Origin of the sequence: Idiomarina baltica OS145 (assembly GCF_000152885.1) — a bacterium.
GTDB classification, from domain to species: domain Bacteria; phylum Pseudomonadota; class Gammaproteobacteria; order Enterobacterales; family Alteromonadaceae; genus Idiomarina; species Idiomarina baltica.
This window is the reverse complement of sequence record NZ_CH672405.1, coordinates 253825-280641: the sequence shown is the minus strand read 5'-3', so window position 1 is coordinate 280641 and position 26817 is coordinate 253825. Positions and strand designations below refer to the sequence as shown.

26 protein-coding genes are annotated in these 26817 nt (G+C 47.1%); 10 read left to right on the top strand and 16 right to left on the bottom strand.

Going from position 1 to position 26817, the window contains the following annotated elements:
- Positions 1-2 precede the first annotated feature (2 nt).
- Together OS145_RS07195 and OS145_RS07190 are read right to left on the bottom strand one after the other, a co-directional pair.
- On the bottom strand, positions 3-1007 hold the full coding sequence (locus OS145_RS07195) for a helix-turn-helix domain-containing protein (protein ID WP_006955616.1): 1005 nt from the start codon (positions 1005-1007) through the stop codon (positions 3-5).
- Positions 985-1896: a GGDEF domain-containing protein gene (locus tag OS145_RS07190; protein ID WP_006955615.1), complete on the bottom strand. Its 912-nt coding sequence runs from the start codon at positions 1894-1896 to the stop codon at positions 985-987. Before OS145_RS07190 ends, OS145_RS07195 begins: the two co-directional genes overlap by 23 nt.
- Before the next feature lie 194 nt (positions 1897-2090).
- On the opposite strand from OS145_RS07190, the gene OS145_RS07185 reads away from it, so the two are divergent.
- Together OS145_RS07185 and OS145_RS07180 are read left to right on the top strand one after the other, a co-directional pair.
- Entirely contained in the window at positions 2091-4634 is a 2544-nt protein-coding gene (locus OS145_RS07185) for a TonB-dependent receptor (protein ID WP_040487889.1), read from the top strand.
- Between the two features lie 24 nt (positions 4635-4658).
- Complete coding sequence (locus OS145_RS07180; RefSeq protein ID WP_006955613.1) at positions 4659-6452, top strand: phytase; 1794 nt, start codon at positions 4659-4661, stop codon at positions 6450-6452.
- Here OS145_RS07180 and OS145_RS07175 read toward each other — a convergent pair.
- Genes OS145_RS07175 through OS145_RS07165 form a run of 3 tightly spaced genes read right to left on the bottom strand, consistent with a single transcriptional unit; the run spans position 6449 to position 9154 of the window.
- A complete protein-coding gene (locus tag OS145_RS07175; RefSeq protein WP_006955612.1) occupies positions 6449-8320 on the bottom strand; it encodes an EAL domain-containing protein in 1872 nt (623 codons plus the stop codon). The genes OS145_RS07180 and OS145_RS07175 overlap by 4 nt on opposite strands.
- Complete coding sequence (locus OS145_RS07170) at positions 8313-8894, bottom strand: heme NO-binding domain-containing protein (protein WP_006955611.1); 582 nt, start codon at positions 8892-8894, stop codon at positions 8313-8315. Before OS145_RS07170 ends, OS145_RS07175 begins: the two co-directional genes overlap by 8 nt.
- Positions 8895-8902: 8 nt before the next feature.
- Positions 8903-9154 (bottom strand): YqaA family protein, encoded by a 252-nt coding sequence (locus OS145_RS07165; protein WP_006955610.1) that lies wholly within the window; start codon positions 9152-9154, stop codon positions 8903-8905.
- A 105-nt stretch (positions 9155-9259) separates the two neighbouring features.
- Between OS145_RS07165 and OS145_RS07160 the strand changes: the two genes are divergently transcribed.
- On the top strand, positions 9260-9487 hold the full coding sequence (locus tag OS145_RS07160) for a YgaP family membrane protein (protein ID WP_006955609.1): 228 nt from the start codon (positions 9260-9262) through the stop codon (positions 9485-9487).
- Here the strand turns inward: OS145_RS07160 and OS145_RS07155 are convergent.
- Together OS145_RS07155 and OS145_RS07150 are read right to left on the bottom strand one after the other, a co-directional pair.
- The gene (locus OS145_RS07155) at positions 9484-9714 is read right to left on the bottom strand and encodes a helix-turn-helix domain-containing protein (RefSeq protein WP_006955608.1); all 231 of its coding nucleotides are present in this window, start codon (positions 9712-9714) and stop codon (positions 9484-9486) included. The two genes, OS145_RS07160 and OS145_RS07155, sit on opposite strands and share 4 nt — an antisense overlap.
- A 129-nt stretch (positions 9715-9843) precedes the next feature.
- Positions 9844-10314: a DUF4199 domain-containing protein gene (locus OS145_RS07150; RefSeq protein ID WP_006955607.1), complete on the bottom strand. Its 471-nt coding sequence runs from the start codon at positions 10312-10314 to the stop codon at positions 9844-9846.
- 119 nt (positions 10315-10433) lie between these two features.
- Here OS145_RS07150 and OS145_RS07145 point away from each other — a divergent pair, with 119 nt between their 5' ends.
- Positions 10434-10976 (top strand): DUF6436 domain-containing protein, encoded by a 543-nt coding sequence (locus tag OS145_RS07145; RefSeq protein ID WP_040487936.1) that lies wholly within the window; start codon positions 10434-10436, stop codon positions 10974-10976.
- On the opposite strand, the gene OS145_RS07140 is transcribed toward OS145_RS07145, so the two are convergent.
- Complete coding sequence (locus tag OS145_RS07140) at positions 10958-11899, bottom strand: D-2-hydroxyacid dehydrogenase (RefSeq protein ID WP_006955605.1); 942 nt, start codon at positions 11897-11899, stop codon at positions 10958-10960. The two genes, OS145_RS07145 and OS145_RS07140, sit on opposite strands and share 19 nt — an antisense overlap.
- Before the next feature lie 171 nt (positions 11900-12070).
- Here OS145_RS07140 and OS145_RS07135 point away from each other — a divergent pair, with 171 nt between their 5' ends.
- From OS145_RS07135 to OS145_RS07125, 3 genes are all read left to right on the top strand, one after another.
- Positions 12071-12307: a FeoA family protein gene (locus OS145_RS07135; protein ID WP_006955604.1), complete on the top strand. Its 237-nt coding sequence runs from the start codon at positions 12071-12073 to the stop codon at positions 12305-12307.
- Between the two features lie 30 nt (positions 12308-12337).
- Entirely contained in the window at positions 12338-14155 is a 1818-nt protein-coding gene (feoB, locus tag OS145_RS07130; RefSeq protein WP_006955603.1) for a ferrous iron transporter B, read from the top strand.
- Between the two features lie 204 nt (positions 14156-14359).
- The gene (locus OS145_RS07125; RefSeq protein WP_006955602.1) at positions 14360-15331 is read left to right on the top strand and encodes an IS30 family transposase; all 972 of its coding nucleotides are present in this window, start codon (positions 14360-14362) and stop codon (positions 15329-15331) included.
- Here the strand turns inward: OS145_RS07125 and OS145_RS07120 are convergent.
- Together OS145_RS07120 and OS145_RS07115 are read right to left on the bottom strand one after the other, a co-directional pair.
- Complete coding sequence (locus tag OS145_RS07120; protein ID WP_006955601.1) at positions 15328-16017, bottom strand: PAS domain-containing protein; 690 nt, start codon at positions 16015-16017, stop codon at positions 15328-15330. The two genes, OS145_RS07125 and OS145_RS07120, sit on opposite strands and share 4 nt — an antisense overlap.
- A 106-nt stretch (positions 16018-16123) precedes the next feature.
- Entirely contained in the window at positions 16124-17116 is a 993-nt protein-coding gene (locus OS145_RS07115) for a catalase family peroxidase (protein ID WP_006955600.1), read from the bottom strand.
- 165 nt (positions 17117-17281) lie between these two features.
- Here OS145_RS07115 and OS145_RS07110 point away from each other — a divergent pair, with 165 nt between their 5' ends.
- From OS145_RS07110 to OS145_RS07100, 3 genes are read left to right on the top strand one after another with little or no spacing between them, the layout of a single operon-like run.
- Positions 17282-17710, top strand: coding sequence for a MarR family winged helix-turn-helix transcriptional regulator (locus OS145_RS07110; protein ID WP_006955599.1), 429 nt, complete (start codon positions 17282-17284; stop codon positions 17708-17710).
- Between the two features lie 15 nt (positions 17711-17725).
- Positions 17726-18829 carry an HlyD family secretion protein gene (locus tag OS145_RS07105; RefSeq protein ID WP_006955598.1) on the top strand — a complete coding sequence of 368 codons (1104 nt, stop codon included), beginning with the start codon at positions 17726-17728 and terminating at the stop codon, positions 18827-18829.
- Positions 18830-18842: 13 nt separating this feature from the next.
- Positions 18843-20390, top strand: coding sequence for a DHA2 family efflux MFS transporter permease subunit (locus tag OS145_RS07100; protein ID WP_006955597.1), 1548 nt, complete (start codon positions 18843-18845; stop codon positions 20388-20390).
- Here the strand turns inward: OS145_RS07100 and OS145_RS07095 are convergent.
- From OS145_RS07095 to OS145_RS07070, 6 genes are all read right to left on the bottom strand, one after another.
- Positions 20335-21900, bottom strand: a complete 1566-nt coding sequence (locus OS145_RS07095) for a phosphoethanolamine transferase (protein ID WP_006955596.1) — start codon at positions 21898-21900, stop codon at positions 20335-20337. The genes OS145_RS07100 and OS145_RS07095 overlap by 56 nt on opposite strands.
- The gene (locus tag OS145_RS07090; protein WP_006955595.1) at positions 21887-22585 is read right to left on the bottom strand and encodes a phosphatase PAP2 family protein; all 699 of its coding nucleotides are present in this window, start codon (positions 22583-22585) and stop codon (positions 21887-21889) included. The genes OS145_RS07095 and OS145_RS07090 overlap by 14 nt, the downstream gene beginning before the upstream one ends.
- A gap of 77 nt (positions 22586-22662) precedes the next feature.
- Entirely contained in the window at positions 22663-24393 is a 1731-nt protein-coding gene (locus OS145_RS07085) for an ArnT family glycosyltransferase (RefSeq protein WP_006955594.1), read from the bottom strand.
- Positions 24390-25046: a TVP38/TMEM64 family protein gene (locus OS145_RS07080; RefSeq protein ID WP_006955593.1), complete on the bottom strand. Its 657-nt coding sequence runs from the start codon at positions 25044-25046 to the stop codon at positions 24390-24392. Before OS145_RS07080 ends, OS145_RS07085 begins: the two co-directional genes overlap by 4 nt.
- 4 nt (positions 25047-25050) lie before the next feature.
- A complete protein-coding gene (locus OS145_RS07075; RefSeq protein WP_006955592.1) occupies positions 25051-25785 on the bottom strand; it encodes a glycosyltransferase family 2 protein in 735 nt (244 codons plus the stop codon).
- A complete protein-coding gene (locus OS145_RS07070; protein WP_006955591.1) occupies positions 25782-26774 on the bottom strand; it encodes a GDP-mannose 4,6-dehydratase in 993 nt (330 codons plus the stop codon). Before OS145_RS07070 ends, OS145_RS07075 begins: the two co-directional genes overlap by 4 nt.
- Positions 26775-26817 lie beyond the last annotated feature (43 nt).

Below are 26817 nucleotides of genomic sequence, written 5' to 3'. Positions count from 1 at the left end.
GCCTAAAAACTGGCGAGCCAGCGTCGGCGGGCTCGCCTGAGGTTGTTGGGGTGGCTGTAACCGAGCTTGGCGGCGAGTTCCGCCTGAGTGTGGGGTTTAGCTTCTGAGTGGTAGAGAAAATACTTTAGCCGCGCGTAGTCTGCCAGTCGTTTAAAGTTCATACCTTGTGAGGCGAGTAGCCGCTTGCATGTCGAAGCGCTCATGTTGAGGGCGCTGGACAGCTCTTCCAGTGATGATTCATCCCCCTGCTTTGCTTTTTTTAACATCCAAGAGAGGGCCTCGGTTAAGGGCGCTTGAGCGTCTAAGGTTTCGCATTGCAGCTTGGCAAATGAATGTGCCTGTTGCAGGTCATTGGCTGAGGCGGTGGGGTTTTGCATTGGCAATTGGTGCACGGGAAAAGAAAGACAAGGAATCGGGCGCGAGTCGATCGTGCTAATCCATGTGTGCCAGTTAACGGGGAGGCTCTTTGGATCGTGCACGCCGATTCGCCAGTCGGATAAATTAACTTGGCAAACGCGGGCTGCATGTATTACCAGCGCCAACATCAATTTGTCGCATGCGTCACGGAATGTTTTATTGTGTTTATCGGGCAAGCCCGAAACGGGAAGCCAGTCGATGTGAAGGCGTTGTTGTAACCGCTTAGGGCGCACTAGTATAAAAGGGTGCAACAACGTTTGATAGCGCAGTGAGGCAAGCAGTGCAGCGTTGAATGTGGTGGCATAGCGAATGCAGTCGAATGCGGGACACAGTCTTTGCTGGTGCAGAGATTGAACCACTAACGGCCAGAGTTGAGCATCACCGATGAGCTGTTCTGCCGCAGCAACAATGCGCGCCAGATCTTGCTCGTTACTGCGTCCTGCTGAAAGCTTGAGTTCAGCATCAAATACGTGCGTGCCTTTTAGCAGTTGATGAGCGCTAATACCGCGCCGTTCCGCGATAGGCAATAGCGCTTTAATCAACGGCCGAGCAATGAGCTCGCGTGATTTAATGATGGGCTCGCGACGCATCGGAAATAATCGCTTCTGGTTGCTGCAGTAATTGCTTCATCGCGTGTTTCGGCGACACTTCATTGACGCGTCTTACACGTGTCTTTATCGCCATATAGTGGGGTAAGGCAAGTTGTTCCCGCAGCATGTCGGCCAATAGTCGGATCAGACTGAGCGCTTCAGGAAAGTCTGTCGCGGGTAAAAGTATGAGAAACTGATCACTATGGTAGCGACACAGGCAGTCGCCGGGACGTAAGTACAAAGCGGTCAGCTCACTGACTTTATTCAGTAGTAGGTCGCCTGCTTGCATGCCCATTTCTTCGTTATAACGTGCAAATGCCTGTAAGTTAATGCTGGCCATTACGACGTGTTGCCGATTATGCTTGTGCAGTGCAAGCTCACGCTCAAGTACTTTTTCAAAGTAGGGCAGTGTGTATAAAGTCGTGAGTGGGTCAACCCACTCATGGGCACGTAAGTGTTTCTCTCGGACACCGAGTTGACGACGCACTTGGTGTTGCTCTTTAACCCATTCCTTTGCGCCGAACCCCAAAATAAGTAAGCCAAAGGGTTGTGGTAAGGATTCCAGCCAACTCATAAGTCGTAAGGACTCAGGATAGCTAAAAAACTCATCCAGCAGATCCAGTGATAGTGAAAAAGTGAGTACACAGCCGCCCCAGAAAAACAGTCGGGTGACAATGCCATCGAGTCGTTGCGTCACAATCAGAACCAAGCCGACCAAGACAATCAACAGGGTTGAAAACTCACCGATAATGTCGAGCGGATCGATAGCGGAACGAGGTTTGAGGGAGCCGACTTGACTGGCAAGTAACAGTGAGACTGCAAGTATGGACAACATAAATGGCAGGCGCCAGTCGTAAACCATGCGAGATAAAAGCGTATTGCGCGACATACCTGAGCTCCATGCAGTGCTTATGCTAACGCTCAAGGTACAGGAGCGGCATGACATTTACATGACAGAAATGTCACTTAATTGAGCTGTTCGGACTGCAATCCGAACAGCTCATCAGAACCTGTTCGCACTACATAAAATGAAATGTTTGCCACCTAGAGTATGTGCCTAACATTCACCATCAGGGTACGAACATGATGAAAAAAACTTACCTCGTTTATTGTGTCGCCGCTGCACTTAGCAGCAGTTATGCAGTTGCACAAAGTCAGCAGACGGAATCCACTACATCAAAACAGCAAGCACAAGACGCACCCATTGAAGAAGTACTCACGATTGGCTACCGCGAGTCCGTTAAAAAGGCTGTTCAGCAACAACGTGATGCAGGCGGTATCATCAACGTTCTAAAAAAAGATGATATGGGCAAGTTGCAAGACGACAGCGTCAGCGACGCACTGCAGCGTATGCCCGGTTTGTCGGTAGAGCGCGACCAAGGTGAAGGGCGGTTTATCCGTATTCGTGGTTTGGCGCCGGATCTCAACTCTGTGTCATACAATGGCACGTCATTAGCGGCACCCGAAGCGGGCCGTCGCGCCGTTGCATTGGATGTGATCCCATCCGACTTGCTTGAATCGGTGATTGTAAGCAAAACGCTGACGCCGGATATTCCTGCAGGTAGCTTAGGTGGAAATATTGAACTAAAGAGTATGACGGCGTTTGATCGCGAGGGTGCTTTTTATTCTCTTTCATCGGAGCTGGGCTATAACGCACAGGCGGGTGAGACCAATCCGAAGCTGTCGGCCGTAGCCAGTAATACCTTTGACATCGGCGACAATAAAGATAGTTTGGGTATCGCTATCGCAGGTAGCTATCAAGATCGTTCATTTACCACAGATAACGTTGAAACAGGTGGTAACTGGGATTTTGATGAGCCGGGTTTAGAAGAGTTCGAACAGCGTGCTTATCAAGTGACACGTGAGCGAACGGGCTTGGCATTAAATCTTGACTACCGACCAAGTGATACGTCGCAATATTACCTACGTTCGCTTTACAGCCAGTTTGCAGACACTGAAATTCGCCAAGGTATTATCACTGAGTTTGAAGATCCGCTCGCTCAGAATACTTCAGGTGCTGGTGAAATCACCCGTGAGCTCAAAGATCGTAAAGAGACTCAGGAAATACAGGCCTACATGATAGGTACTGAGCAAACGTGGCAAGATTGGCAACTGACTATCGAACTGGGTACTAGTGAAGCGAGTGAATCGCAGCCGTTTGCGATTGGTGGTGCCCAGTTTGTGCAATCATTTGATGCTGGGTTGGGCTATCGAGGTGTTGAACAACTACAACTACTTGCCCCTGATAGTGCTTATCAAGGTGAGGGATATAGCATTGATGAAGTTGAAGTGAGTGATGCATATACCGAAGAGAATGCAGATAGCCTAAAAGTTGACTTAGCATACGATTGGCTACAACCGAGTTACCAAGTCACGTTCAAAGGCGGTATACGTCTCAGTCAGCGCGAGAAAACCGCACGTGAGGATATCTTCATTGTTGAGGACTTTGCTGACTTAGGTGTCTCGTCACTGACCCTTGCAGACTATGCAACCCGCAACGTTGACTATGGCTTTGATCGGTTTGGCCCAGGCATCTCCGCGGATGCACTGTGGGGTACATTAAATACGTTAGTGTTGACTGACTTCCGTGATGAGGTGGAGTCACGTATTGCGCAGTATCGGATCGATGAAGATATTAATGCTGCGTATTTTATGGCTGATGTGAATTCGGGCCCATGGCAAGTGATCGCCGGTGCACGCTACGAGCATGAGCAGCGTGATGCGCGCGGAACCCGTTACAATGATGAGTTGAGTGAGTTCTCGCCAGAGTATGCCGAATTCAGCGATGCCCAGTGGCTACCGAGCTTAATTGGCCGCTATGAGCTGAGCGACTCGACAATTGTGCGCATGGCTTATAGCACCGGGTTGGTGCGGCCGAGCTTTGAACAAATCCGTCCGAGCTATTTTGTTGAAAATGACGACGGTGATATTAAAGCTGAATTTGGTAATCCCGCATTAGAACCCTTGACGTCGCGCAACCTCGATCTGGGGATCGAACACTACGATGAAACCTTAGGGGTTATCTCTGCCACAGCCTTTTATAAATCGATTAACAATTTTGTTTATGAGGCGGATATTGCGGGTCGTCCAGGCTATGAATCATTTGACGAGGCGGTGACTTACATTAATGGTGATGACGCTTACGTCGCTGGCTTAGAGTTTAACGTAGTGCATCAGTTTAGCGGCTTTAATAACTGGTTAGATAACTTCCTGATTAATACCAACCTGACTTTTACTGATTCTGAAGCAACGGTTGATTGGCTGGATGATGGCGAACTTATGGAGCGTGATATTCCGTTGCCGAGTCAGTCGGATACTACGGCCAATATTGCTATCGGTTATGAAACACAACAGCTGAGTCTGCGGTTGGCGGCGAACTATAAATCTAAGTACCTCGCAGAACTGGGCGATGTTGAAGACAGCCGCTATGACATTTACGAAGACGACAATCTCACTTTGGATTTCTCAAGCAAATGGCTGATCAGTGATCAGTTCAGTATTAATTTTGCCGTCAACAATATCACTGACGAAGCGTACTTTGTTTATACCGGTGACAAGCGCTACAACGCGCAGTATGAATCTTATGGTCGCAGTTACACTTTGGGTGTGCAGTGGGTCAATTGGTAAGCAACGAGATTAGAGAGATTGAAAATGAATTTATTTAAAGTAGCAGTACTCAGTGCATCCATGTTATTGGCTTTTCACACTGCCAGCGCAAAAGCTGATGAACGACACCGTGAGATTTTGCCCGACAATTCAGTTTTGAAAGTGACCAGTGAGGGCATTACTCGCGGCGAGCAACAACTGATTGCAGGCGATTTTTATCATCTGAAACATTATGCGCTAGGTGAGCGTGAGTCGATATTGGCAGCGATGGAAGGCAATACCCAAGAGCTGTTTGTATGGCGTTATCATCAGGGGCGCCTATTGCCTTTGTATAAAGGTGAGATTGAAACACGTGTGGTCGAAGATTTGTGCTTTTATGACAGCGCTGAGAACAGTCAGTTATCGCTGTTCTTGATTGGTGGCCGCGGTGGCGCTGAACAACGCTTGCTAAGACAAGACGAAACCTACTTGAAAGAGCCGGTTACGATTCGTGATTTAAATGTGCCTTACGATTCAACTGCCTGTGCGGTCGACTCGCAGCGTGAAACGCTTTACGTGGCAGAGTCTGATCAGGCAGTTTGGGCTTATAACGCTGAACCCGAAGCAGAGGAAAAACGTCATCTAAAGGCGGTGCGCGCTCCTTATGGCCAGATTCAAGATGAGATAAAAGCACTTAAAGTCTTAAAAGATGGCCGCTTACTGGCGTTAGAAGAGGCTCCTGCGCGGTTACTTAAGATTTCGACTCAAGACGATACGCTGGGCGAAACCGAGACACAGCTCGTTTCTACCACGCACGAGTACCACGATATTTCGCTGTTGCCCGGTGACCGAGTGTTGTTAACACGGGAATCAGGCACAGATGCGATCGAGGTTGAGGTAGCGCAAGGTGATGCCAAACGGCATGCCCCGATGAAACCCATTGCGCAAGTGGCAGCAACACTTGAAACCGAACCTTCACCGCGTCGCGGCGACGCCATTGATGACCCAGCCATTTGGGTATCACCCTCTGCTGCTGAGGAGAGTCTCATCTTAGCAACCGATAAACGGACTGGACTCTACGTTTATTCAATGAACGGTGAAATAGTGCAGCACTTAGCCGTCGGTCGTTTGAATAACGTGGATGTCAGAGGCAACGTGGCAGTCGCTTCGCTGCGCGACAACAACAGTCTTCAGTTCTTCGATATTAGTCAAGCTGGCGAAGTCAGCATGGCGCAACAGGTGAGTACTGATCTGGATGAGATATACGGTCTGTGTATGGGCTATGAAGAGCACACCGATAGACTATCAGTTTATGTAAACGGCAAGTCAGGTCGCATTCAACAGTTTTGGATCAAGGGCGCTGATGACGTTAAAAAGGTCCGCGAAATGTCTGTTCCTTCTCAGCCGGAAGGGTGTGTGGTTGACGATAAAACACAACGGTTGTTCGTTGGGGAAGAGGATGTTGGCATCTGGCTATTTGATGCGGCCGTTAATAGTGCTGAACAGGGCGAGTTAATCATCAAGGCCACTGATGTCGCCGAAATTGTGCCTGACATCGAAGGTTTAGCGTTTGCGCAATACAATAACGAGACGCTGCTGTTTGTGTCGAGCCAGGGCAGTGATAGCTATGTGATTTTTGATGCTGAAGCGCCTTACACGTTGCGTCATCACTTCCGAATTCGAACGAATGTTGAGTTAGGGATTGACGGCGCGTCTGAAACGGATGGGCTTGAGGTCACCACACAGTCTCTTGGGAAAGGGTTTGAGCAGGGCGCGTTAGTTGTTCAAGATGGGCGCAATCGGATGCCCGAAGCGGGACAAAACTTAAAGTTAGTCCCACTGCAGACGGTACTCGACTAGTTGTGATGTTGTGATACTTGTGCGATAGCCTGCTCTGCCGGCATTGGACGAGCAAGTAAAAAGCCTTGAATCGCCATATCACCGATATTGTTGAGGAAGTTGAGCTCTTCGACTTCCTCAACGCCTTCAGCGACGACGGACAGTTTTAGCTGTGTGGCTAACTCATAGACTGTCTTTATGATTGCGGCTTTTTGTTCATTTTCATGCAACTTAGCGACAAAACTCCGATCAATTTTGAGCGTGTCGATGGATAAACTACGTAAATAGCTTAATGATGAGTAACCGGTACCAAAATCATCCAAGGCAATTCTTACACCATTTTGGCGGAGTTTATCGAGTTGCAAGGCAGCACTTTTAAAACTCTCGACCAGCGTTGATTCGGTTACCTCGAGTTTTAATCGCTGCGGGTCGACACCTGCACCTTCAAGTTTAGCTAATACATTATCGGCGAAGTAGAGATCTTCAAGCTGTATCGCTGAGACGTTGACGGCGATATAAAACGGATGATTGCGCAGTGCGTTACTCTGCCATGTTTGAATGGTCTCGATGGTGCGGTCTAAGATTGCATAGCCCAATTCTCGCATCAGTCCCGAGTCTTCAGCGATGGGAATAAACTCCCCCGGTGATACAATGCCGAGCTCGGGGTGCCGAAATCGCGCAAGCGCCTCGAACCCAATAAGTTGTTTGGTTTTTCCTGCGTAAATTGCTTGATAATCCGGTGCCAGTGCATTTTGCATCAGGCTACGTCGCAACTCCTGCTCTACGCGAATACGGCGACTATCCTGAGTAATATGGGTCTCAGTAAAAATACACGTTTGCCCTAACTGGCGTGCGCGTCGCAGTGCTGACCAAGCATAGTTGATGAGCTGCTGCGACTGGTCAACTTTTAGCATGGAGGAAGCGACTGCACCGACCGCCACTTCAAAGCGAGCATCCTCTTTAAACGTATTGTGAGTATTGGCACAGTTATCACGTATCTGCTGACATACGTCCTCAATGGTTAAACCGCTCTGGGTCAACTCCGATTCAAAGCCCATGACAGCAAAGGTGATGGCGCTGAGTTTACTTGCTACGAGATGTACACCATTGACTTGGTTCAGTCGTTCTTGAATTACTGGATACAAGCGAGCATTACTGGCGTGCTCACTTGCATTGAGTATCGCATCGATATTTTCAACCGTTACATAAATCAAAAACAGTGGTTGTTGCTCATCAAGCGCATCTTCGACACGTTCACGTAAGTAGCGCTCATTGGGCATGCCAGACTCTTGGTCAAAGATACGCATAGCGGATATATCTGTCTGTGTTCCTGCAACGATTGAACATTGCTGCTGATTATCTTTTTGACAAACGCCCCGACACAGCATCCATCGGTATCCGTGGCGCGTTGTTTTGACGCGATATTCGACATTGAGATGTTCAGATTCGCCTTTGCGTAAGCGTCGAATAGCATTGCTGAAGCGTTCGCGATCAGCAGGATGAATTTGTTGATACCAAAACTCAGGCGATTGGGTATTAGCGTCGTGGGGGAGTTCGAGCATTGAGTACCAACGACCTGACAATGTCAGTTCATCTTTCGCGATGTCCCAAATCCACACACCATCATTTGAGCCCGCTAAAATGAGGTCAAGTAAAGAGGTACGTTCTTTCACTTTGTCTTCGAGTTGCTCATTAAGTGACTGCATATCAGTCAGCGAGCGGCGTACGTTCTCCAATAAAAAGTTGACGAGTAGCGCAAGTTTTTGACCTTCAGTATCTTGCGTATCAACGCTTACGTGAATATCGAAGTTGTTATCGATGGTGTCGCATAACTGGTCCGCTATTTGAGTAATAACTTGGCGTAACGATGGATGATGAGTATCAGCCATGAACCACCTCCTGACGTTTATTCGGCCAAGTTATTATGAACTCACAATGCACTGCGCCCTTATGCATGCAACAGGGCTCGTCGAATTCAATCTCATCGCCATACAGCGAGGCGACTTCAAACGCGAGGGCTTGATATAGACGACAGAGACCATTAGGCGATCGGTAAATCACTCTGACTTTACCGGGCTCGATGGGGGAGGCAGAAAACTTGTCATTAACATGTTGTCGTTCCTCTTGCTGCTTTAACCCCGAGGCCATGACAGCATGAATGCGTGCTTGTCTGAGCAGGAAGCCTTCCGAATCGTCTGCGATTTCGAAAAACCGTGGAAATAAAGCCTGCGCTTTTTTTAGAAAAGCAGATGCGTAAAGGGCATAGACTTCGCTTTCGGTAAAACCTGTCTCTTCGACAGACGCTGCAATTAATCGAAGACATTCGTCATCACTGTAGTTTTTGTCAATACGATAATTTACCGATGGGTCAACGTGGGCTCTTTTTAAAACACGTTGTTTAAGTTCTTCGCCACCTTTCTCTTCGAGTAGCTCGAGCAGCACTTGCTGAATGATTCCAATCATATTTATCCCTAAACGCTGGTGGCCATTACGGCATAGCGCGCCACTTTTCCCACAGACACTAACAGCAAAAATAAACCAAAATTAACCCTAGATAAACCAGCAAACAGTGTTAATGGATCACCAATAATCGGTAGCCAGGCAAAAAGTAAGGTCCAACGGCCGAATTTCCGAAAGATCGCTTCAGCCCTTATCAGATTTGCTTTATAGACTTTTAAGCGAGTCTGCATAAAGCCTTGGTGGAGTAGGTAGCCTGCGAGCATTCGAGCGCACTTAGGATAAGAAGATTTATGGCGCTTATTTTACTTGTAAACTGGCTCAATTGATATTATATATAAAAACATATTGTATATTTATGGGGTGTTACCATGAGTGTTGAAAAAGCGGTTACAGCATTTGCTGGCATCATGATTTTATTATCTGTGGCACTAACGGTATGGGTCCATTCAGGATTCGTGTGGTTGACGGTGTTTGTCGGGGCTAATTTATTACAGCAATCGTTTACCGGGTTCTGTCCTGCCGCGATCTTTTTTAACCGCGTGCTAGGACTAAAAACCGAACGAGAACTGGCAAAATTGAATCGAGAGGGTGTTTAATAACCACCCTCGACAAGCCATTTCTCAGAGGTGCGCAGTTCTATCGAGATCTGCGTTAGTAGCTTGCGCGAAGGCGGACGTGTTCCTGATTCGATTTGGGTATATTCAGGTTCGCTTACGCCCAACTTCTTAGCGAGTTGAGTCATTGGAAGCATCAGTGTCTTGCGGCGTTGTTTAACGCGACGCGCAAAATCTTTAGCGATGAAATTTGACTTAATTGATGACATCTTTACCTCTACTGCAATACAACTGAGCTATGGTTACGCGCCTGAGTCCTAAAGGATCAACAGGCGCATTACGATGGCAAAACTATTTGTCAGAGATAAGACGCTTTTTTGAAGGTTTAGTTGCGTGCGTTACGTGTCTTTTGAACGTAAAAAGAAAGCAACGATCGCACTGGTGATTAACCCTAAGCCGATTGCGCCAACAATAGACTGGAAGATATAGGCGGTGAGGGTAAAATATTCTTCTGCTCTCATATCACTCATCATGCCTGAGGCGACCGCGTGATGACGCATATTGTCAAAAAACTCGGGCGATATCGTGGTATGAAAGATTAACTGCACTAAGGGCGCTAAGATAGCCACCACGAGGGTAAGCTTAACGCCGCTGATAAAGCCGGTCAGCCAAGTCATTTTCTGCTCGGGTAAACTCTGCTTTTTATCGCGTAGGGCGAGAACGTAAATGGCGATGGCGATAATTGCGAAGATATTGGTGAGAAAGAAATGGTACTCGATATTTTGATGGTGCAAGCCAGCGAGTCGCTCAACCGTCAACCAGAGCAGCATTGCGATACTAAAAATAATACCCCATTTGAGCTCTTTCATAACTCAGTCCTTTGTTGATTTTTTGTAATTTACATCAACACTATAAGCCATTATTTGGCTTCGTGATAAGTACAAATTATGCCAAAATAGAACGATTTCTTATCGTCGGGCGTGTAGGTTTGAATAAAACACGAGTTAAACTCACTGCCATAGCCGTCAGCGCGCTGGTGCTGGTCATCGCGTTGAGTAGTTATTTGCTGTATCAGCCGTTAATGTGGTTCGATCAATCTGGGCAGTTGCAGGCACAAGTCGCGCAGGGACAAGTCGGCGAACGCCTCGGTCAGTGGCTTCGTCAGAAGGGATATAAAACAGACTCACGCGTCTTTCATGTGATGGATACCCACTGTATGTGTAATTGGCGAACAGAAGCCCACAAGCAAGTCGTTAAGCGTAAAGTGAATGACAGTAATGGCACCAATGTCGAACTGTCGCTTAACGAGTTGCCGATGCTTAGGCACTTTTTGCCCGCAACGCCTGCCGTGATCATTTTCGATGCCAACAGTGAGTTAGTTTACTTAGGACCCTACGCAGACGGCGCGTTTTGTAATACCGAAAGCAGCTTTATTGAACCGCTCATACAACGCGTTGGAGCGGCTGCTAAACCGCTCGACTCTGGTTGGGTGAATACCGTGGCTCGCGGATGTTATTGCCCATCATCCTGAAGAAACTGACGCAAGTTATTGGCACTAATGTTGATAATTGCTTGGCGTGCCTCTGGCGCTAACCACGCGGAGTGAGGCGTGACGATTAAATTAAGTGGTTCGTTAATCGCATCGAGCAGGGGATTGCCGTTGCGGGGTGGCTCCTCTGACAGTACGTCGACTGCCAAACCAGCAATGATACCGTTTCTTAAAGCCTCAACCGCATCGTGTTCATTAACGATCCCACCCCGAGCGGCGTTCACGATGAGTAGTTCCGGTTTGCAGTGCGCTAAATTGTTGCTGTTTAATAGGTCTTTCGTATCATCGGTTAATGGGCAATGAAGTGAAATGACGTCCGCTTCGGGTAGTAAACTATCGAGGCTGGGGCGTGGGTCGTTTTTTTTGCCGGGTCGAGCCGCTATCGATACTTTCATGCCAAAGGCTTTTGCTAAGGATTCCACGGCTTGCCCCAACTCACCATGACCGACTATAACCAAGTGTTTGCCGGCTAACTGAACCACCGGAAAGTCATTTAAACAGAAACGAGATGCAGTTTGCCACGCACCTGAGGCAACGAGCTGATGATATCGTTGTGCTTGTGTCGCAAGGTTAAGCATTAGAGTGAGCGTGTGTTGAGCCACACTCGCGGTTCCGTAAGCTTCAACATTAGCGACCTTAATGCCGCGTGCTTTAGCTGTGTCGTGATCGACATTGTTGGTGCCCGTGGCGAGAATGCCTATCCACTTGAGTTGAGTCGCAGAGCGTAGCGTTTCGTTATCAAGCACAACTTTATTGCTAAATACGATATCGGCCTTTTGGATACGTTCCACCACTTGCTCAGCAGTAGTTTCATTGAATACTTGCCAGTCATCCAATTGTGCTGCGATGGGTTGCCAATCGACATCATTGCCTAAGCTGGCAGCGTCGAGTACGACTCCTCTCATTTTATACTCCAGTTAGTTAGCTTGCTAAGTTGTACGTTTGGCTTTACGACTCGCCTAATAAGCCCTGCCAGACTGCGTTTTACCACATTAGATAGGAACTTGCTTTGGATCAAGCAATCTATTGAAGATAATCTTAATATTTATGATAATAGTTCTCATTCGGGAGGGCGTATGAAAACACTTTGGGAATTAAAGGCTAAGCAAGCTGCTGTCGTTGAAACAATTAACTCGCAGCTGACGGGACCGGTTATCAGCCGGTTGCAAGAAATGGGGTTCAGTGAGGGGCAGCAAGTCGTGTGCGTCCGCCGCTCGCCCTTTAAAGGTCCGTTGGTGGTACAAGTCGGTGATTGTGTTTACTCACTCGAACAAGCGGTTGCTGAAAAAATTAATCTTGCCTTGGCCAGTTAAGCCTATCATTTAAAACAACTTGGGTCGTATATGGAACGCATTGTCTTAGTGGGGAAACCCAACTGTGGTAAGAGCTTGTTGTTCAACCAATTAACCGGCTTACGACAAAAAGTCGCTAATTTCCCCGGTGTCACCGTCGAACTTAAGACGGGTCAGTTTGATCAGTTTGAAGTGGTTGACTTTCCCGGTACCTACTCATTGCATAGCCTATCAAAAGACGAAGAAATCGCTGTCGAAAAGTTAAACCTCGCTGTAGACGATGATGATACTCGACTCGTCGTATGTGTGTTAGACGCGGCGCGACTTGAGCGTAGTTTAGTCTTTGCACTTCAAGTTCAAGCTTTGGCACGTAAAAATAACAAAGCCGTTGTTTTTGTGCTGAATATGATCGATGAAGTTGAGCGTTATGGTTTGGATATTGATATCAAAGCGTTGCACAAGGAACTCGGCGCACCGGTCTATGCGCTTTCGGCAAAAACGCTAAAGGGCGTTGCCGCGTTTAAGGAGGCGTTACCGGGTTTGGCTAAACAAGCACAAGCACCGACTGAGCTAAACATTCAGCTTGGCGAGCAAAGAAAATTTATCGAACGCGCGCGTGCGATTAACGCGGAGTATGGTATTCGCTCCGATGTGGTGCTAAAAAATCAGAACCGTATTGACACCTTTCTACTGAATAATGTGCTGGGTGGTATTGCCTTCCTAGCGATTATGTTTTTCTTGTTTCAGAGTATTTTTACTTGGGCGCAGCCTCTTATGGATGGTACCGAGGCCGCAATAGGTTGGATCGCCAATACATTAACCGGAATGATAGGGCCAGGTATTGTTTCTGACTTTTTAAATGATGCTATATTCGGTGGCGTCGGCGCGTTTTTAGTGTTTGTTCCGCAAATCATGGTTTTGACGCTTATTATTGGTGTATTAGAGGATAGCGGCTATTTGGCGCGAGCCGCGCTCATATGCCATAAGCCATTGAGTTTATTTGGTTTGTCTGGGCGTAGCTTTATCCCCTATTTATCGGGGCATGCGTGTGCTATCCCTGCAATTATGGCGGCGCGTACCATTGAGTCGCCGCGCAAACGCCTGATCACGATGCTCACCATTCCTCTGATGTCGTGCTCAGCGCGATTGCCAGTGTATGCCTTACTGATAGCCGTGCTTATTCCAAAAGATGCAACGTTTTTAGGCGTGTTTGACCTGCAGGGTGCTGCCTTTTTTGGGCTGTATTTCTTCGGGATTCTGATGGCACTCGTCGTGAGTACCTTGATGAACGTGTTTACGCGCAAAAGCAAAGAACTCAAAGACATGCCGTTTATATTGGAACTGCCTTCGTATCGCTTACCGCATTGGAAACCGCTATTTCAACGCGTTATTAACAGCGGCTTGCAATTTATCAAACGCGCGGCGCCGGTTATTTTTGTTATTTCCTTATGCTTATGGACGTTGGGCTATTTCCCCCAAGGCGCGGGTCTAGAAAACTCATTATTGGGTAAAATTGGTCATTTTATTGAACCTATCTTTGAGCCTCTGGGTTTAGACTGGCGCTATGGCGTTGCCATGATCATGTCGTTTTTAGCGCGTGAGGTATTTGTTGGTGCGTTAGGCACGATGTTTGGTATGTCGGGTGCCGAGGAAAACATTGCCGGCTTAGCGGCGCAGATACAGGCTGATGGATTAACGTTAGGTGCCGGCATTGGCTTGCTGTTATTTTATGTTGTTGCATTGCAATGTGTTGCAACGGTCGCGATGTTACGTGCTGAAACAGGTAAAAGTCGAATCGCATGGGGGTTATATGCAGGCTACGGCATTTTAGCTTATCTCATTGCTGTAATCGCAGCCCACATTTTTTAATGAAATTAAAAATCAACGTAACGTGAGGGTGGGTTCGGCGGTCTGAATGCGTTCCCATCACCGTTGAAATGATAGCGAAAATACAGTTGGTAATCCTGAATTCAGATAATAACCGCAACACTCATGTAATGGGATAGGTCGGAAGGAGGTCAGCTACCCACATGTGGTAGTCTTACTTTTCGACCAAAAAAAGTGAGCTCTAACATGAGTTATCGGCAGCTGACCGAGGGACAACGATACCAGATTTCTGCGTTGCTCTCAGAAGAATTTTCACAACGAGAGATTGCAAGAAAGCTGAACATTGCGCCCTCGACCGTCCATCGAGAGTTGCGGCGTAACAACAATTTGTGTGGGTCTTATGACCCTCAAAAAGCTCAAGAGCGCATGTTAAAACGGCGCTCCAAGCCAAAGCCCAAAAGGGTTTGCGAGAATACGCGAAACGCTGTAGAGCTGATGCTCGTGATGGACTGGAGCCCGGAGCAGATATCGGCTATCTGCACGCGAATAGGCTATCCAGTCAGTCACGAGTGGATTTACAATTATGTATTGGCTGACTTTTATGGCGGAGGTGGTTTATTTACTCACCTTCGCCACCGGTTGAGACGCTATAGAAAACGCCTGCACAAGCAGCGTGGTCGCATTTTAGGCCGCCGCTCGATACACGATCGGCCTGCAATTATTGATGACCGAGAACGCTACGGCGACTGGGAAATTGATACTGTTATCGGCAAGCGCGGAACCGGAGCTATCGTTACGCTTTTAGAGCGTAAAAGCCGATTTTATCTCGTGAAAAAAGTCACAAGTAAACACGCTGATACCGTTGCTGACGCGACTATAGAAATGCTGCAGCCCTTTAAAGCTCTGGTTCACAGCATTACGGCCGACAACGGTTTAGAATTCGCGGGTCATGAACGAATTGCAAAAGAGCTCGAGACCGACGTTTATTTTGCTGACCCGTATGCTTCTTATCAGCGCGGCGCGAACGAAAATGCGAACGGCTTATTGCGTCAATACGTGCCAAAAGGTACTGATTTGAGCACTGTAACCAACGAGCTGATGGCTAAATACCAGCAGCGCTTGAATTTACGTCCCAGGAAAACACTGGGCTTTATTCAGCCAGACATAATTTTTAAAGAGCAATTGCAACACGCTAAGAGCGAGTGTTGCAGTTATTAGTTGAATCTAGGAATTGGATTGTAGGTTGCATGGATCCAAATTCGTGAACCATCTTTTGTTACCCGTTGGTAATCCGCTGTTTGATATTTGCCGTCTTTTAAACGCTGCCAAAAACTTTCGTACTCTGAACTTCGGCTATGTTCGGGAGGAACAAATATACGATGATGCTCACCAATAATTTCATCGGCGTTATAACCCATGAGGGTGAGGAAATTACTATTGGCTGATAAAATAGTGCCATCGAGTGAGAACTCTATGACCGCTTGAGCACGGTTTATGGCCTTAATCTGAGCTTGGTATTCAGCCCGTTGGGCTACTTTCTCAGTTATATCGGACGCAAACTTTATTATTTTTTTTACTCTTCCATGTTTAAAAATCGGCGTATAAGAGGCATGTATCCAAATCTCTTCTCCTGCGCGAGTGATACGGCAAAACTCACCCATTTGGACTTCGCCTTCGCGAAGTTTTTGCCAGAACAATTTATAGCGCTGGCTTGCTGCTTCACTATCCTCCACAAATAAGCGGTGGTGGCGTCCTTTTATTTCGCTTAGCGAATAGCCCATTAGCGAGAGAAAATTATCGTTAGCGGTTTCGATTTTACCGTCTAAATCAAATTGTATAACTGCTTGAGATTGGTGAATGGCTGCAATGACATCATTTGCGTCATCGTTGAACAACTTAAACATAACTCCTCCATGAGGCGAACATGCCTATGAGGTATTATCGAATAAATTGTTAAAAAGTTAAGAGATTAAACACTCAATATTTCGAATGTTTAATCTCTAAAAAAGTTTACTGTCCTTGCAAACGTTTGCCATAAGAAATCGCATAGGCGGGCGAGCGTATTTGAAGCACCGGATCTTGACTGGTAGAGATACCGTCAGTGACTTGATTCGGGTCAAAATTGATCGGTGTGCATGATTCTCCACCGGACTCGGTTATCTTTAGAGTACCGACATTGATGGTTTCTCTATCCTTTGGCCATACTTGTGACGGGTCATTGATTGGATCACCTTCTTTAGCAAGCTGCCAGTGCCATTCGTATTCGACGGGTCCGTCCTTGAGGCGCTCACTGAGTCGCTTGGCAAGGAAAGACTTGGGTAAATTTTTCTGCTCTTGCTCTGTAAGTAGCGTTTCGCCTGCCTTAGGCACTAATGTCCATCGAAATGCCTGCAATTCGCCGTTAGTCAACGTGGTATAGAATGTGTGAATACCAAAATAGTTAGCCGATGTGTATTCTGCTGCCGGTTGATGCGACTGTAACCATTCTCCCTGACGTGCGGCTTCTGGATTAGCTTCAAGATAAGCTTTGCGGTCAGCGCTAGTTGCTTCACCCTGAGCAATGGCGTAATTGATACGCAAAAGGCCGAGAAACTGTTCTGGGTTTTTACCAGCAAACATCGGTGTGGTTAATCCTGCAATCTTATGCTGCCTGTTATTGTCTAAATCAAACATCACTGCCATCCCGCGCGGTGCGTTTGCCGCCTCATCTGCATTTGGATTACCTCCGCCCATGGAAAAGCGCAAAGTAATCGGCGCTTGATCGCTGAATAAGGGGGTATCAAAGCGCGCTTGCGCAGTTGCAGACGGTTCAAATGACCCCAGCGCACAAACACCTTTGGCGTGACCTTTACGTACGCCAGGATGTTCGCCACTCAGTTGTTTGAATACTTCTATAAAATCATTTGCAGTAGCCGATTGAGGCGCTTGAATAGAAACTTGTTGTGCTGCAGCACTGAACGATAAAGCTGAAAGTAGGGCAATGTAAGTGGTTGTGGTTTGCATAGTTTACTCCCAATAAATACCGAGTTTTATTACGCGTATGGACGCAATACGGATTGCGCCATGTTTAGAAGAGTTGCCAATGAGTTAAGACTTATTAAACTCATTTAGTTTAGAAAAATAGTAAGCTAACTTATAATAACCTTAGTTACTAATTGGGGAGGCGTTATGGAACACCCTGACAGAGAGTTGATGTTCTTGCTTGCGGACGTGGCACGCATGGCTAAATGGGACTTCGATGCGCGCGCTAAATCACTCGGTTTAACGCGCGCTCAGTGGTCAATTCTGGCACGTCTTGTCCGCTGCCAAGGTATTCAACAGTCGCGGTTAGCTGAGCTACTTGAGCTCAAAGCGATTACGATTGCACGTCATATCGATCGACTGGAGCAGGGCGGTTGGGTTGAGCGTAAACCAGATCCGGATGATAGACGGGTTTGGCGGCTGTTTTTAACCGAGCAAGCAGAACCGGTGTTGAATCAGTTGCGGGAGCTCGGAGCGCAAACGCGCGCTAAAACCCTCGCTGGGATCTCTGAGGCGACCCGCCATGAAATTCTCAATGCACTGAAATCCATGAAACACAATTTAACCGAAAGCTGAAGGACGCTCTTTACTATGAACACGCGGTATAACAATCCGATTCGAATGTCGGGCGCTGTTAAGTTACGGATGATTTTATTGGTGCTAGTACCTTTAATTGTCGTATTGGTAACGGGTGGGATCTACCTCACCGGTGGTCGGTTTGTAGAAACTGAAAATGCCTACGTGCAAAATGATAAGGTGTCTATTGTACCTGAGATATCGGGTAACGTTGCGCAACTTTTTGTGTCGGAAAACGAGCCCGTAAAACAGGGTGACCTATTGTTTGATATCGTCGATGCGCCTTATGCGATTAAGGTGGCACAGGCGAAATCTCAGTTGGCACAAGTCGTTACTGAAATCGAAACGTTGAAGGCGCAATACGCAGAGCAGCAGGAGCAGCTCGTTCTCGCGCAGTCAAATGCAGCATTTGCCGAGCGTGAATTTGCGCGTCAGAAACGATTAGTAAAGTCGGACTCGGTGTCAGAATCAACCTTGGATAAGTATCGACACCAGTGGCGCGTTGCGAAGGAAAATGTGAAGTCGGTTGAGCAAGGACTGAAACGTATCGCGGCAAGTTTAGCGGGGCAACCGAATATCGATGTTAAGCAACACCCGCGTTATCTGCAAGCCAAAGCTGCGCTGGATGAAGCTGAACGAAACCTCGAACAGACGCATGTGGTTGCACCGATGTCAGGTTTTGCGAGTAAAACCCCCTCTGCAGGTCAGTACATCGATCCACGTAACCCAGCGATGGTGGTGGTCGCGACTGAGGCGCCATGGATCGAGGCTAACCTGAAGGAAACTCAGCTAACGCACGTCAAAGTGGGACAAAAAGTGGTCATTCATGTCGATGCTTATCCTGACATCGTATGGCACGGTAATGTGAAAAGTATTGCTGCGGCTTCCGGTTCTGAGTTTGCTCTTTTGCCCGCTCAAAACTCGACAGGGAACTGGGTCAAAGTGGTTCAGCGAGTTCCGGTTCGCATTGCTGTCGTGGATACAGGCGATAAGCCACCACTGAGAGCTGGTATGAGTACGGAAATCTCTATTGATACAGGCTGGCACGAGCGGGGACCTCAGTTTTTGCAGCCGCTAGCCCACTGGATGCAAGCATTAAGTAGCGATAAGCCAGCTTAAGGGTCACGTTGTTATGAATGCAAAGCAGCTCGCTAAGAACCGTGGTTTAATCACTATTTCTATCATGCTTGCAACCATTATGCAGGCGGTAGATACCACGATAGCTAACGTGGCGTTGCCTCATATGCAAGGCAGCATGTCGGCCACGTCAGAGCAAATTGCCTGGGTGTTAACGTCGTATATTGTGGCAGCAGCAGTGATGACACCGATGACCGGCTTTCTTGCTGCGAAAATCGGCCGTAAGCGATTGTTCCTGTTGTCGGTATTTGGCTTCACAGCCGCCTCGGTCTTATGTGGTGTTGCTGTTTCACTAGAACAACTGGTGTTTTTCCGGTTACTACAAGGCGTGTTTGGCGCGGGATTGGTGCCGTTGTCGCAGGCTGTTTTGCTCGATACGTATCCGAAAGAAAAGCACGGTTCTGCCATGGCTATTTGGGGCGTTGGCGTTATGGTGGGGCCCATTCTGGGTCCTACACTCGGTGGATATCTGACCGAGTATTATAACTGGCGATGGGTATTTTTTATCAACATCCCAGTGGGGTTATTGGCGTTTGCGGGAATTGTCGCCTTTGTTAAAGAAACAGAAACAGAAAAACGCCGCTTTGATCTGTTCGGATTTGCGTTACTCTCGTTATCGATAGGTGCCTTACAGTTGATGCTTGACCGTGGTCAAGGCGAGGACTGGTTTGCTTCCAGTGAAATTATTGTCGAGTGCATTGTTGCGGTTCTGTTTTTATATTTGTTTATCGCACATATGCTGACTAGCCGTAATCCGTTTATAGAACCCGCACTATTTAAAGATCGTAATCTTGTCACAGGACTTATCTTTATTTTCATTGTAGGGATTATTCTACTCGCGACGCTGGCGTTACTACCGCCGTTTCTACAAAACCTGATGGGCTTTCCCGTGATTACCACGGGCGAGATATTAGCGCCGCGAGGTATTGGAAGTATGTGTGCCATGCTGATGGTTGGCAGGCTGATTAATCGTGTCGACGTGCGCTGGCTAGTAGGACTCGGGCTATCATTGACTGCCTATTCGCTATTCGAAATGGCCGCATTTAATCTGTTTATTAGCCCGATGGATGTTGTCAGAACGGGCATTATTCAGGGGTTGGGTCTTGGCTTTGTATTTGTACCGCTCAGTACGGTGACATTTTCGACACTGGCGCCTCAGTTGCGAACCGAAGCCACGGCGATGTTCAGTTTAATGCGTAATATCGGGAGCAGTATTGGTATTTCGGTCATGGTTACGCTGGCAGCGCGCGCGACACAGACTAATCACGCTGTACTCGGCGAATCGTTGACAATGTTCCGAGCTCCGGTGAAAGAAGAGTTTATACGAATCGCGGTAGAAAACGGACCGGGTATGGCGGTTGCTCAAATGAATCAGCAATTAACTCAGCAAGCCGCCGCCATCGGTTATCTGAATGACTTTAAAGCCATGGCTTGGATGGCTTTATGTTCGTTACCGTTGTTACTATTATTTCGCACCGAATCACCGACTAAGGCGCCAGTTGCTCCGCCAAGTCAAGTTGAGGTTGATAAAGCGAAGTCTTAACATTGAAAAAGCCGAGCAATGAATGTGCTAAATAGTCATGATTAACAGGGTACTTTGCGGCCGCATCAGGACGGTCTGCCCAAGCGTTGGCAGGCCATAGAATCCAAGGTACGTGGCGTTGTTCATCGGGAGCCATCCAGTTAGGAAGCCCATGCAGATAGACACCGTTATCTCCGAGTGACTCGCCATGATCGGAAATGTACATGAGGCTTGTATCCAATTGCGGTGCCTCTTTAAGTGTATTAATCGCGCCAGTGACGAGTTTATCGGTCACAATCAAGCTATTGTCATAAGCATTCTTAATGGTGTCGACTGAGCACTGATTGAGCTCGATGGTAGTGCACTCGGGGAGAAATTTTTTAAGAGCTTGAGGCGATCGTTTGTAATAAGCAGGACCGTGGCTTCCCATTGAGTGTAAGACAATAATGCTGTCTTGCTTTGCATTGGCTAACTTGGTTTTCAGAACTTCTAGCATCCGTGTATCGAAGCATTCCTGATCGCTATCACAGTAATCTTCGGCAGTAATTTCTTCCACTCGGTCGCAGACGTTTTTACAGCCCGAGTTATTTTCAATCCACGATACATTGATACCCGCGTGATCAAGGACATCTAATACATTACTGGTTGAGCGTGCACGGTTATCGTAGTTTTCAGCCTGATAAAAACTAAACATACATGGGACTGAAATGGCTGTCGCGGTGCCACAAGATGTTGCATTTGTGAAGCTAATAAGTTCACCTTGCTGGGCGAGTTGCTCGATACCCGAAGTGGTTGGGCGCGGGTATCCATTGGAACTGAAGTGATCAGCTCGCGCCGTTTCTCCGACGATGACAACCATGACTTTAGGCGTTTTGTCATTATCTGGTTGCTGGGTGGCATCTTGACCCAGCGCGATAAAGGTTTCTGGCGTCGATAATTTGGCTTTAGCAACCGAAACACTGGCAGATATGACATTGAAGGGGATGACTCGGTATTTAACGTCACGGTGATTGCGAAATAGTGATGAATACTCACTGTATTGGGTCATCAGTACGCCCATAGCAACGGCAATAAGGATGCACCCGGCCCCTAAACTCAGCAATGTCGTACGTACCCAAGGTTGCGGTTTCACCGGCATCCAAATCAAAACTATTGCTGGTACAACGCCCCAGAGAAAGACAGACAAAATGAGTTTAACTGAAATCAGGTCGCTGGCTTCAGAAGTATCTGTTTCGAGTGCATTGATCAGCATATCAGGATCAATCACGACACCGTACTGATTCATCCAATAGGTGACCACCGCGGCGGTGGTAAATAGCACGAATATAGCGCCTTTCAGACAATGAAATGCGCGTGCAATTAAAAACAGTACAGCGTATACACAGGCGATAACAAAAAGAAAGCCCATTTGTGCGATAAGCGAAGTTTGATAATCGTTTAGCGAGGATAAAAGGGGACCGCAGTAGGCTAAGGTCAACCACAGCGTAGCGATCAGTATCAGAAGTCGACTGGATAACTTAACGGTTTTCATTAGGCTTATCTCCAATAAATATCAATGCACTGATAACCCAGCAGATAAAAGCCGTGGTGATATCGTCTGAAATGAAATGTGCGCCGCGCAACTGCTGCGCAAAACCAAGTAGTAAACCAATGAGTAGTGAACCGACTAGGGCTTTGCGGGCGATAACAGGGAAGTCTTTGCGTAGGTAAAAAAATAGCGAAAACCAAGCGTATCCGATACTTGCGTGTCCTGCTGGAAAGCAGCGACCGGGCTCGGGTTGGCTGGCGGCTAACCAAAGAGGTTGGTAGTCAAAGCGACCGCCAAACATGTTGAGATCCCAAGGACAATGCATCCCTGTGACGCCTTTCATCAGGTTCACGACAATAAAAGACAGCAATAGCGCACCGATAAATTGTGATAAGCGGACAAGCGAGGTTACACGTAGAGGTTTGAACCATTGCGATAGGTAAAAAATTAAGATACCGGCGACAATTACGATGTTAAGTGCACGAAACCCATCATGGAGCACAGACTCGGTAATTAGGTTATGTTTTAACGCCCAGGCATGACCGGAAATTGAGAAAAACCATTGGGACACATCAAATTTTATCCCGAGCCCTTCAAAAAAAATAAATAAAGCCAAGTACAAAGGTACTGAAACCAACAATAACGAACGGCTAGAACGGTCGGTTAAATTGATAAAAAAATTCCGCATAGTTGTCTTAAAAAATTAGTCACTATGCGGAATTTATAAAAACTATATTAATTAAATCTTAAATTTAAACAGATTGTTTATTCATTAATATCACTGGCTGGGCTTCGGTAGCGAATCACTTTGGCAGGTGCCGGGCATGATTTGGCTGCATCCTTGGCGCTAAAAAGCAGCCAATGCTCTCGATGTGCGATACCTAATGACTTTCCATCTGCTGGGTCAAAACACTCAAAATGCATATTATCCGGCGCCATGATATAACGATTGGGTGCTTCGTTTATCCATAGCCATGCGTTACGAAACTGTTCAGCATTGCCTGTAAAATAGCTAAAGTGAGTTAACGGAATAGGCGAAAAAAGCAAGTGTTGCTCTTTGAGATCGAGAATAGCCAATTCGCCGCCATCTACTTTGGCAGCCGCGGTAAGCATGACGTTTTGGGGAGTGCGTAAGGGCTCCGCGAGAGGATACACGAGCCAACTCACAGTAACGCATATAATAGCCACGGCTGAGCCATATTTGACCCATAAACTCTTACGCCATAGCACTACACACGCGAGACAAATGGCACCCACGATAATCGCAAAAATAATGGCGAGGCTATCTAGCAGTTGAAAACTCTGCGTGTAGTTGTCGAGTTTGTCGACAAGCTTGTCATGGTGTATCGCAGCAAAGTAAGTCAGTGCTGTGAAAACGGTGATGATTAATGTGAGCAAGGCGCGTAAAAACCATCGACTGGCACGATTAAGCGAAAGATCGGGCCAGGCGGCGGCTAACGCGATACAGAACATGGGTAATGCAGGCAGTATATAAACGCCCCGTTTGGCAGGACTTAAGCTAAAGAAGAAGATGACTAAAATAACCCAACCAAATAACACCGCAATACGGGGGTCCTGCTTAATCTGCTGTAAGACGGTTTTTAACTGCGTCAGTAATAATACACTCAGCGGTAACCAGAATGCAGGTACCACGCTACTGATAAAGTAATGCCAAGGCTTAAAGTGATGCCATGGATCCACATAGCGTTCGCCGGTTTGTTTAAACAGGATATTATCGCGGTATGCGAGATATTCTGGACTACCGTTTTGACTGACAATCAAGTACATGGGTACGAGCCAACATGCCACTACAGCGAGCATAACGATAGGGCCTAGCAATGCGCGCCAACGCCAACTGCCTGTTAAGCGTTGCTGGGTAAAGTGATAAATTGCAATCGGTAGCAGCATCAGCAGGGGCAAAAAGCCAACGCCTTTAGTTATAATACCTAATCCCATGAAGCCCCAGCCGAGGAAATACCAACGCCAATGGGGACCGCAGAAGAAGTGACGCAATAGACCATAGCAACCCAGTGTAATCCAACAGGCGACCATAGCATCGATTTGGGCAAATTTTGCCTGAATTAAAAATTGTGGCGTAATGAGTAGAAGCAGCGTTGCGTGTCTCGCAATACGCATGTCCCATATCCGTCTACTGATATCAAATACGGCCACTAAACTGACTAAGCTGCACAGCGCGTTAGGCACTAACGCGGCTATTTTTATATTGCCAATCAAATAATAGCATAGCGCGATAGCCCACATGAAAATGGGCGGCTTATCGGGATAAAATTCCTCACCACGGGCAGGAAAGAACCATTGCCCAGTGACGACCATCTCACGCGCTACATCAGCAAAACGGGGCTCGTCGGGTGGCCAAGGCGAGCGAAGCCCAAGTCCCGAAAAGATGAGTAAAGCCGCTACAACCAATAGCCAGAATAGGAACTCACCGGTGCGTTCGGATGAGAGTCGTTGCTCAAATGCGTCCAACCACTTCATGAGGGCACTCCTTCTGACAGGCTTTTTTGTGAGCGGTAGAGGTGGATACCAATAGCTGATGCGATGACAAACAATAAACCACTGATAAGTAATTTCTCAGATTGGGCGAGGCCAATACCACTGCCGACTAAAACGAATACCAGAGTTTGTGGGATATAACCGAGTATGCTTCCGACGAAAAAGCGTTTAAAGTCGACATTGGCTGCGCCCGCAAATAAGTTCGTCAAAAGATTACTGCCAACGGGCATCAGTCGAATCATCATGGTTTTTCTTGTTGTTGCTACATTAATCCACTTTACCAGTCGCTCGCTCTGGGTTTTGAAACGTTTTCTTATTAACGGCTGTAAAAACATGTGTGCAGTAAAGTAGGTGACCGCGAGTGAAAGACCGCTCACCAATAATGCGGCGACGAAGCCCCAACCGGTTCCGAGTATAAACCCCAATACGAGCGCGATGAGCTGGCGCGGACCGCCAATTGCCATAAACAAAGTGGCGGCGGTCAATACAATGGCATAGCCTTTGACGCCAGCTTGTTTGATCGTCTGCATGGCTCGTTCTGACGTCGAAATAGCATCTAACCAGCCTTGTTGAATGGCCAACGCAAGCGCAAAGAAAACACCGACAATCGCTAATAGTTTGATCGCGCGTTGCATCGGATTAGGACTCCTGACTGCGCTTTATAGCTTTAATTTGCGGCTTTCTGGAGCGGTAAATCAGCCAAAGAACACCCAAAATATCAAGTAGGCCAGCCCAAGCACGATTCCAAGCATTATATTTTGAGATGCCTTGCAACCGAGCGCGATGGTTCACAGGAACACTTTTTATTTCTCCTCCCATGCGTTTGACCAACGCGGGTACGAAACGATGCATATGGTGGAAGTAGGGGAGTTGTAAATAGGTATGACGAGGGAGGATTTTCAACCCACAGCCAGTATCCGGTGTATCGTCTTTCAATACGGCCTGTCTAAAGCGGTTGGCAACACGCGATTGAAATCGCTTCCAAGTCGTATCTTTTCGTTGTTGACGGTGCCCAATTACGCAAAAGTGGTGCGATTGCAACTCGTTTGCTACCTGCTTTAATGAAGGAATATCCGCGGGATCATTTTGACCATCGGCGTCAAGTACTACGATAAACTCACCGCAGGCGTGTTGTGCTGCTGTATAAAGCGCAGTGCTTTGACCACAACTCGACTGATGTTGAATAACCGATACTTGTCCTTGCATGATTTTAGCGGTCGCCAATGCCTGCTCTGCTGTTGCATCTGTACTACCATCATCTACCAGCACCACTTCGTATGAGCTGTCTTTTAAGGCGTCGTCAATCTCTTTTAGTAAAACACTAATATTATCGGCTTCATCTTTTGCCGGGAGTATCACTGAAAACTCAATCATGCTAATTGTCCATGTGCATTGTATTTTTTGTACCACTCTGCGAATTTTTGAATGCCAGACTCGATATCGACCTGTGGTGAATAACCCGTTATTTTACTTAACTCTGTCACGTCCGCCCAAGTTGTGCTTACATCACCATCTTGCATTGGAAGATAACGTTTTTTAACCGGTTTTTCGAACGCGCTCTCGAGTATTTCAATAAACTTAAGCAAGTTAACAGGTTCGCCGCGACCTATATTTAAGACGCGATGGCGCGCACCCTCTGACTGAGTTTGAATAGGTTTATCTAATAGGCGGTATATGCCCTCTACAATATCATCGATAAACGTAAAATCACGCGATAGGTCACCATGGTTATAGACATCGATTTGACCACCTTGCATGATTTGTTTGGCAAACTTCATCGGTGCCATATCGGGACGACCATAAGGACCATAGACGGTAAAGAAACGCAATCCAGTCGCAGGGATATTATATAAATGGCTATAGCTTTCAGCCATCAGTTCGTTAGCACGCTTCGTCGCTGCATACAAAGATACCGGTTTGTCGGCGGTCGCGTTCGTCGAAAAAGGGACACGCTCAGTATTACCGTACACCGAGCTTGATGAGGCATAAATAAAGTGGTCTACGGGGTGACTGCGAACCCACTCGAGTATGTTGAGAAATCCGATCAAGTTGCTTCGCCCATACGCTTGCGGATTATCGATTGAATAACGCACACCTGCTTGAGCGGCAAGATGAATGACATCATCAATCGTATAATCGGCTAGGCAGTCTGACAATGCGATAGGGTTATCAATATCGATCGAATGAAAGGAAAATGAGTCAAATTTCTTAAGTTGTTTTAATCGATCATACTTAAGCTGAACTGAGTAATAGTCGTTGAGGTTGTCAATTCCAACGACGTGAAACCCTTCTGAAAGTAGGCGCTTGGCCGTGTGAAACCCAATAAAACCAGCGGCTCCAGTGATTAAAATCTTACGAGACATAAAGTCGGCTTAATTAAATTAAAATTAAACCGACTTTATAACA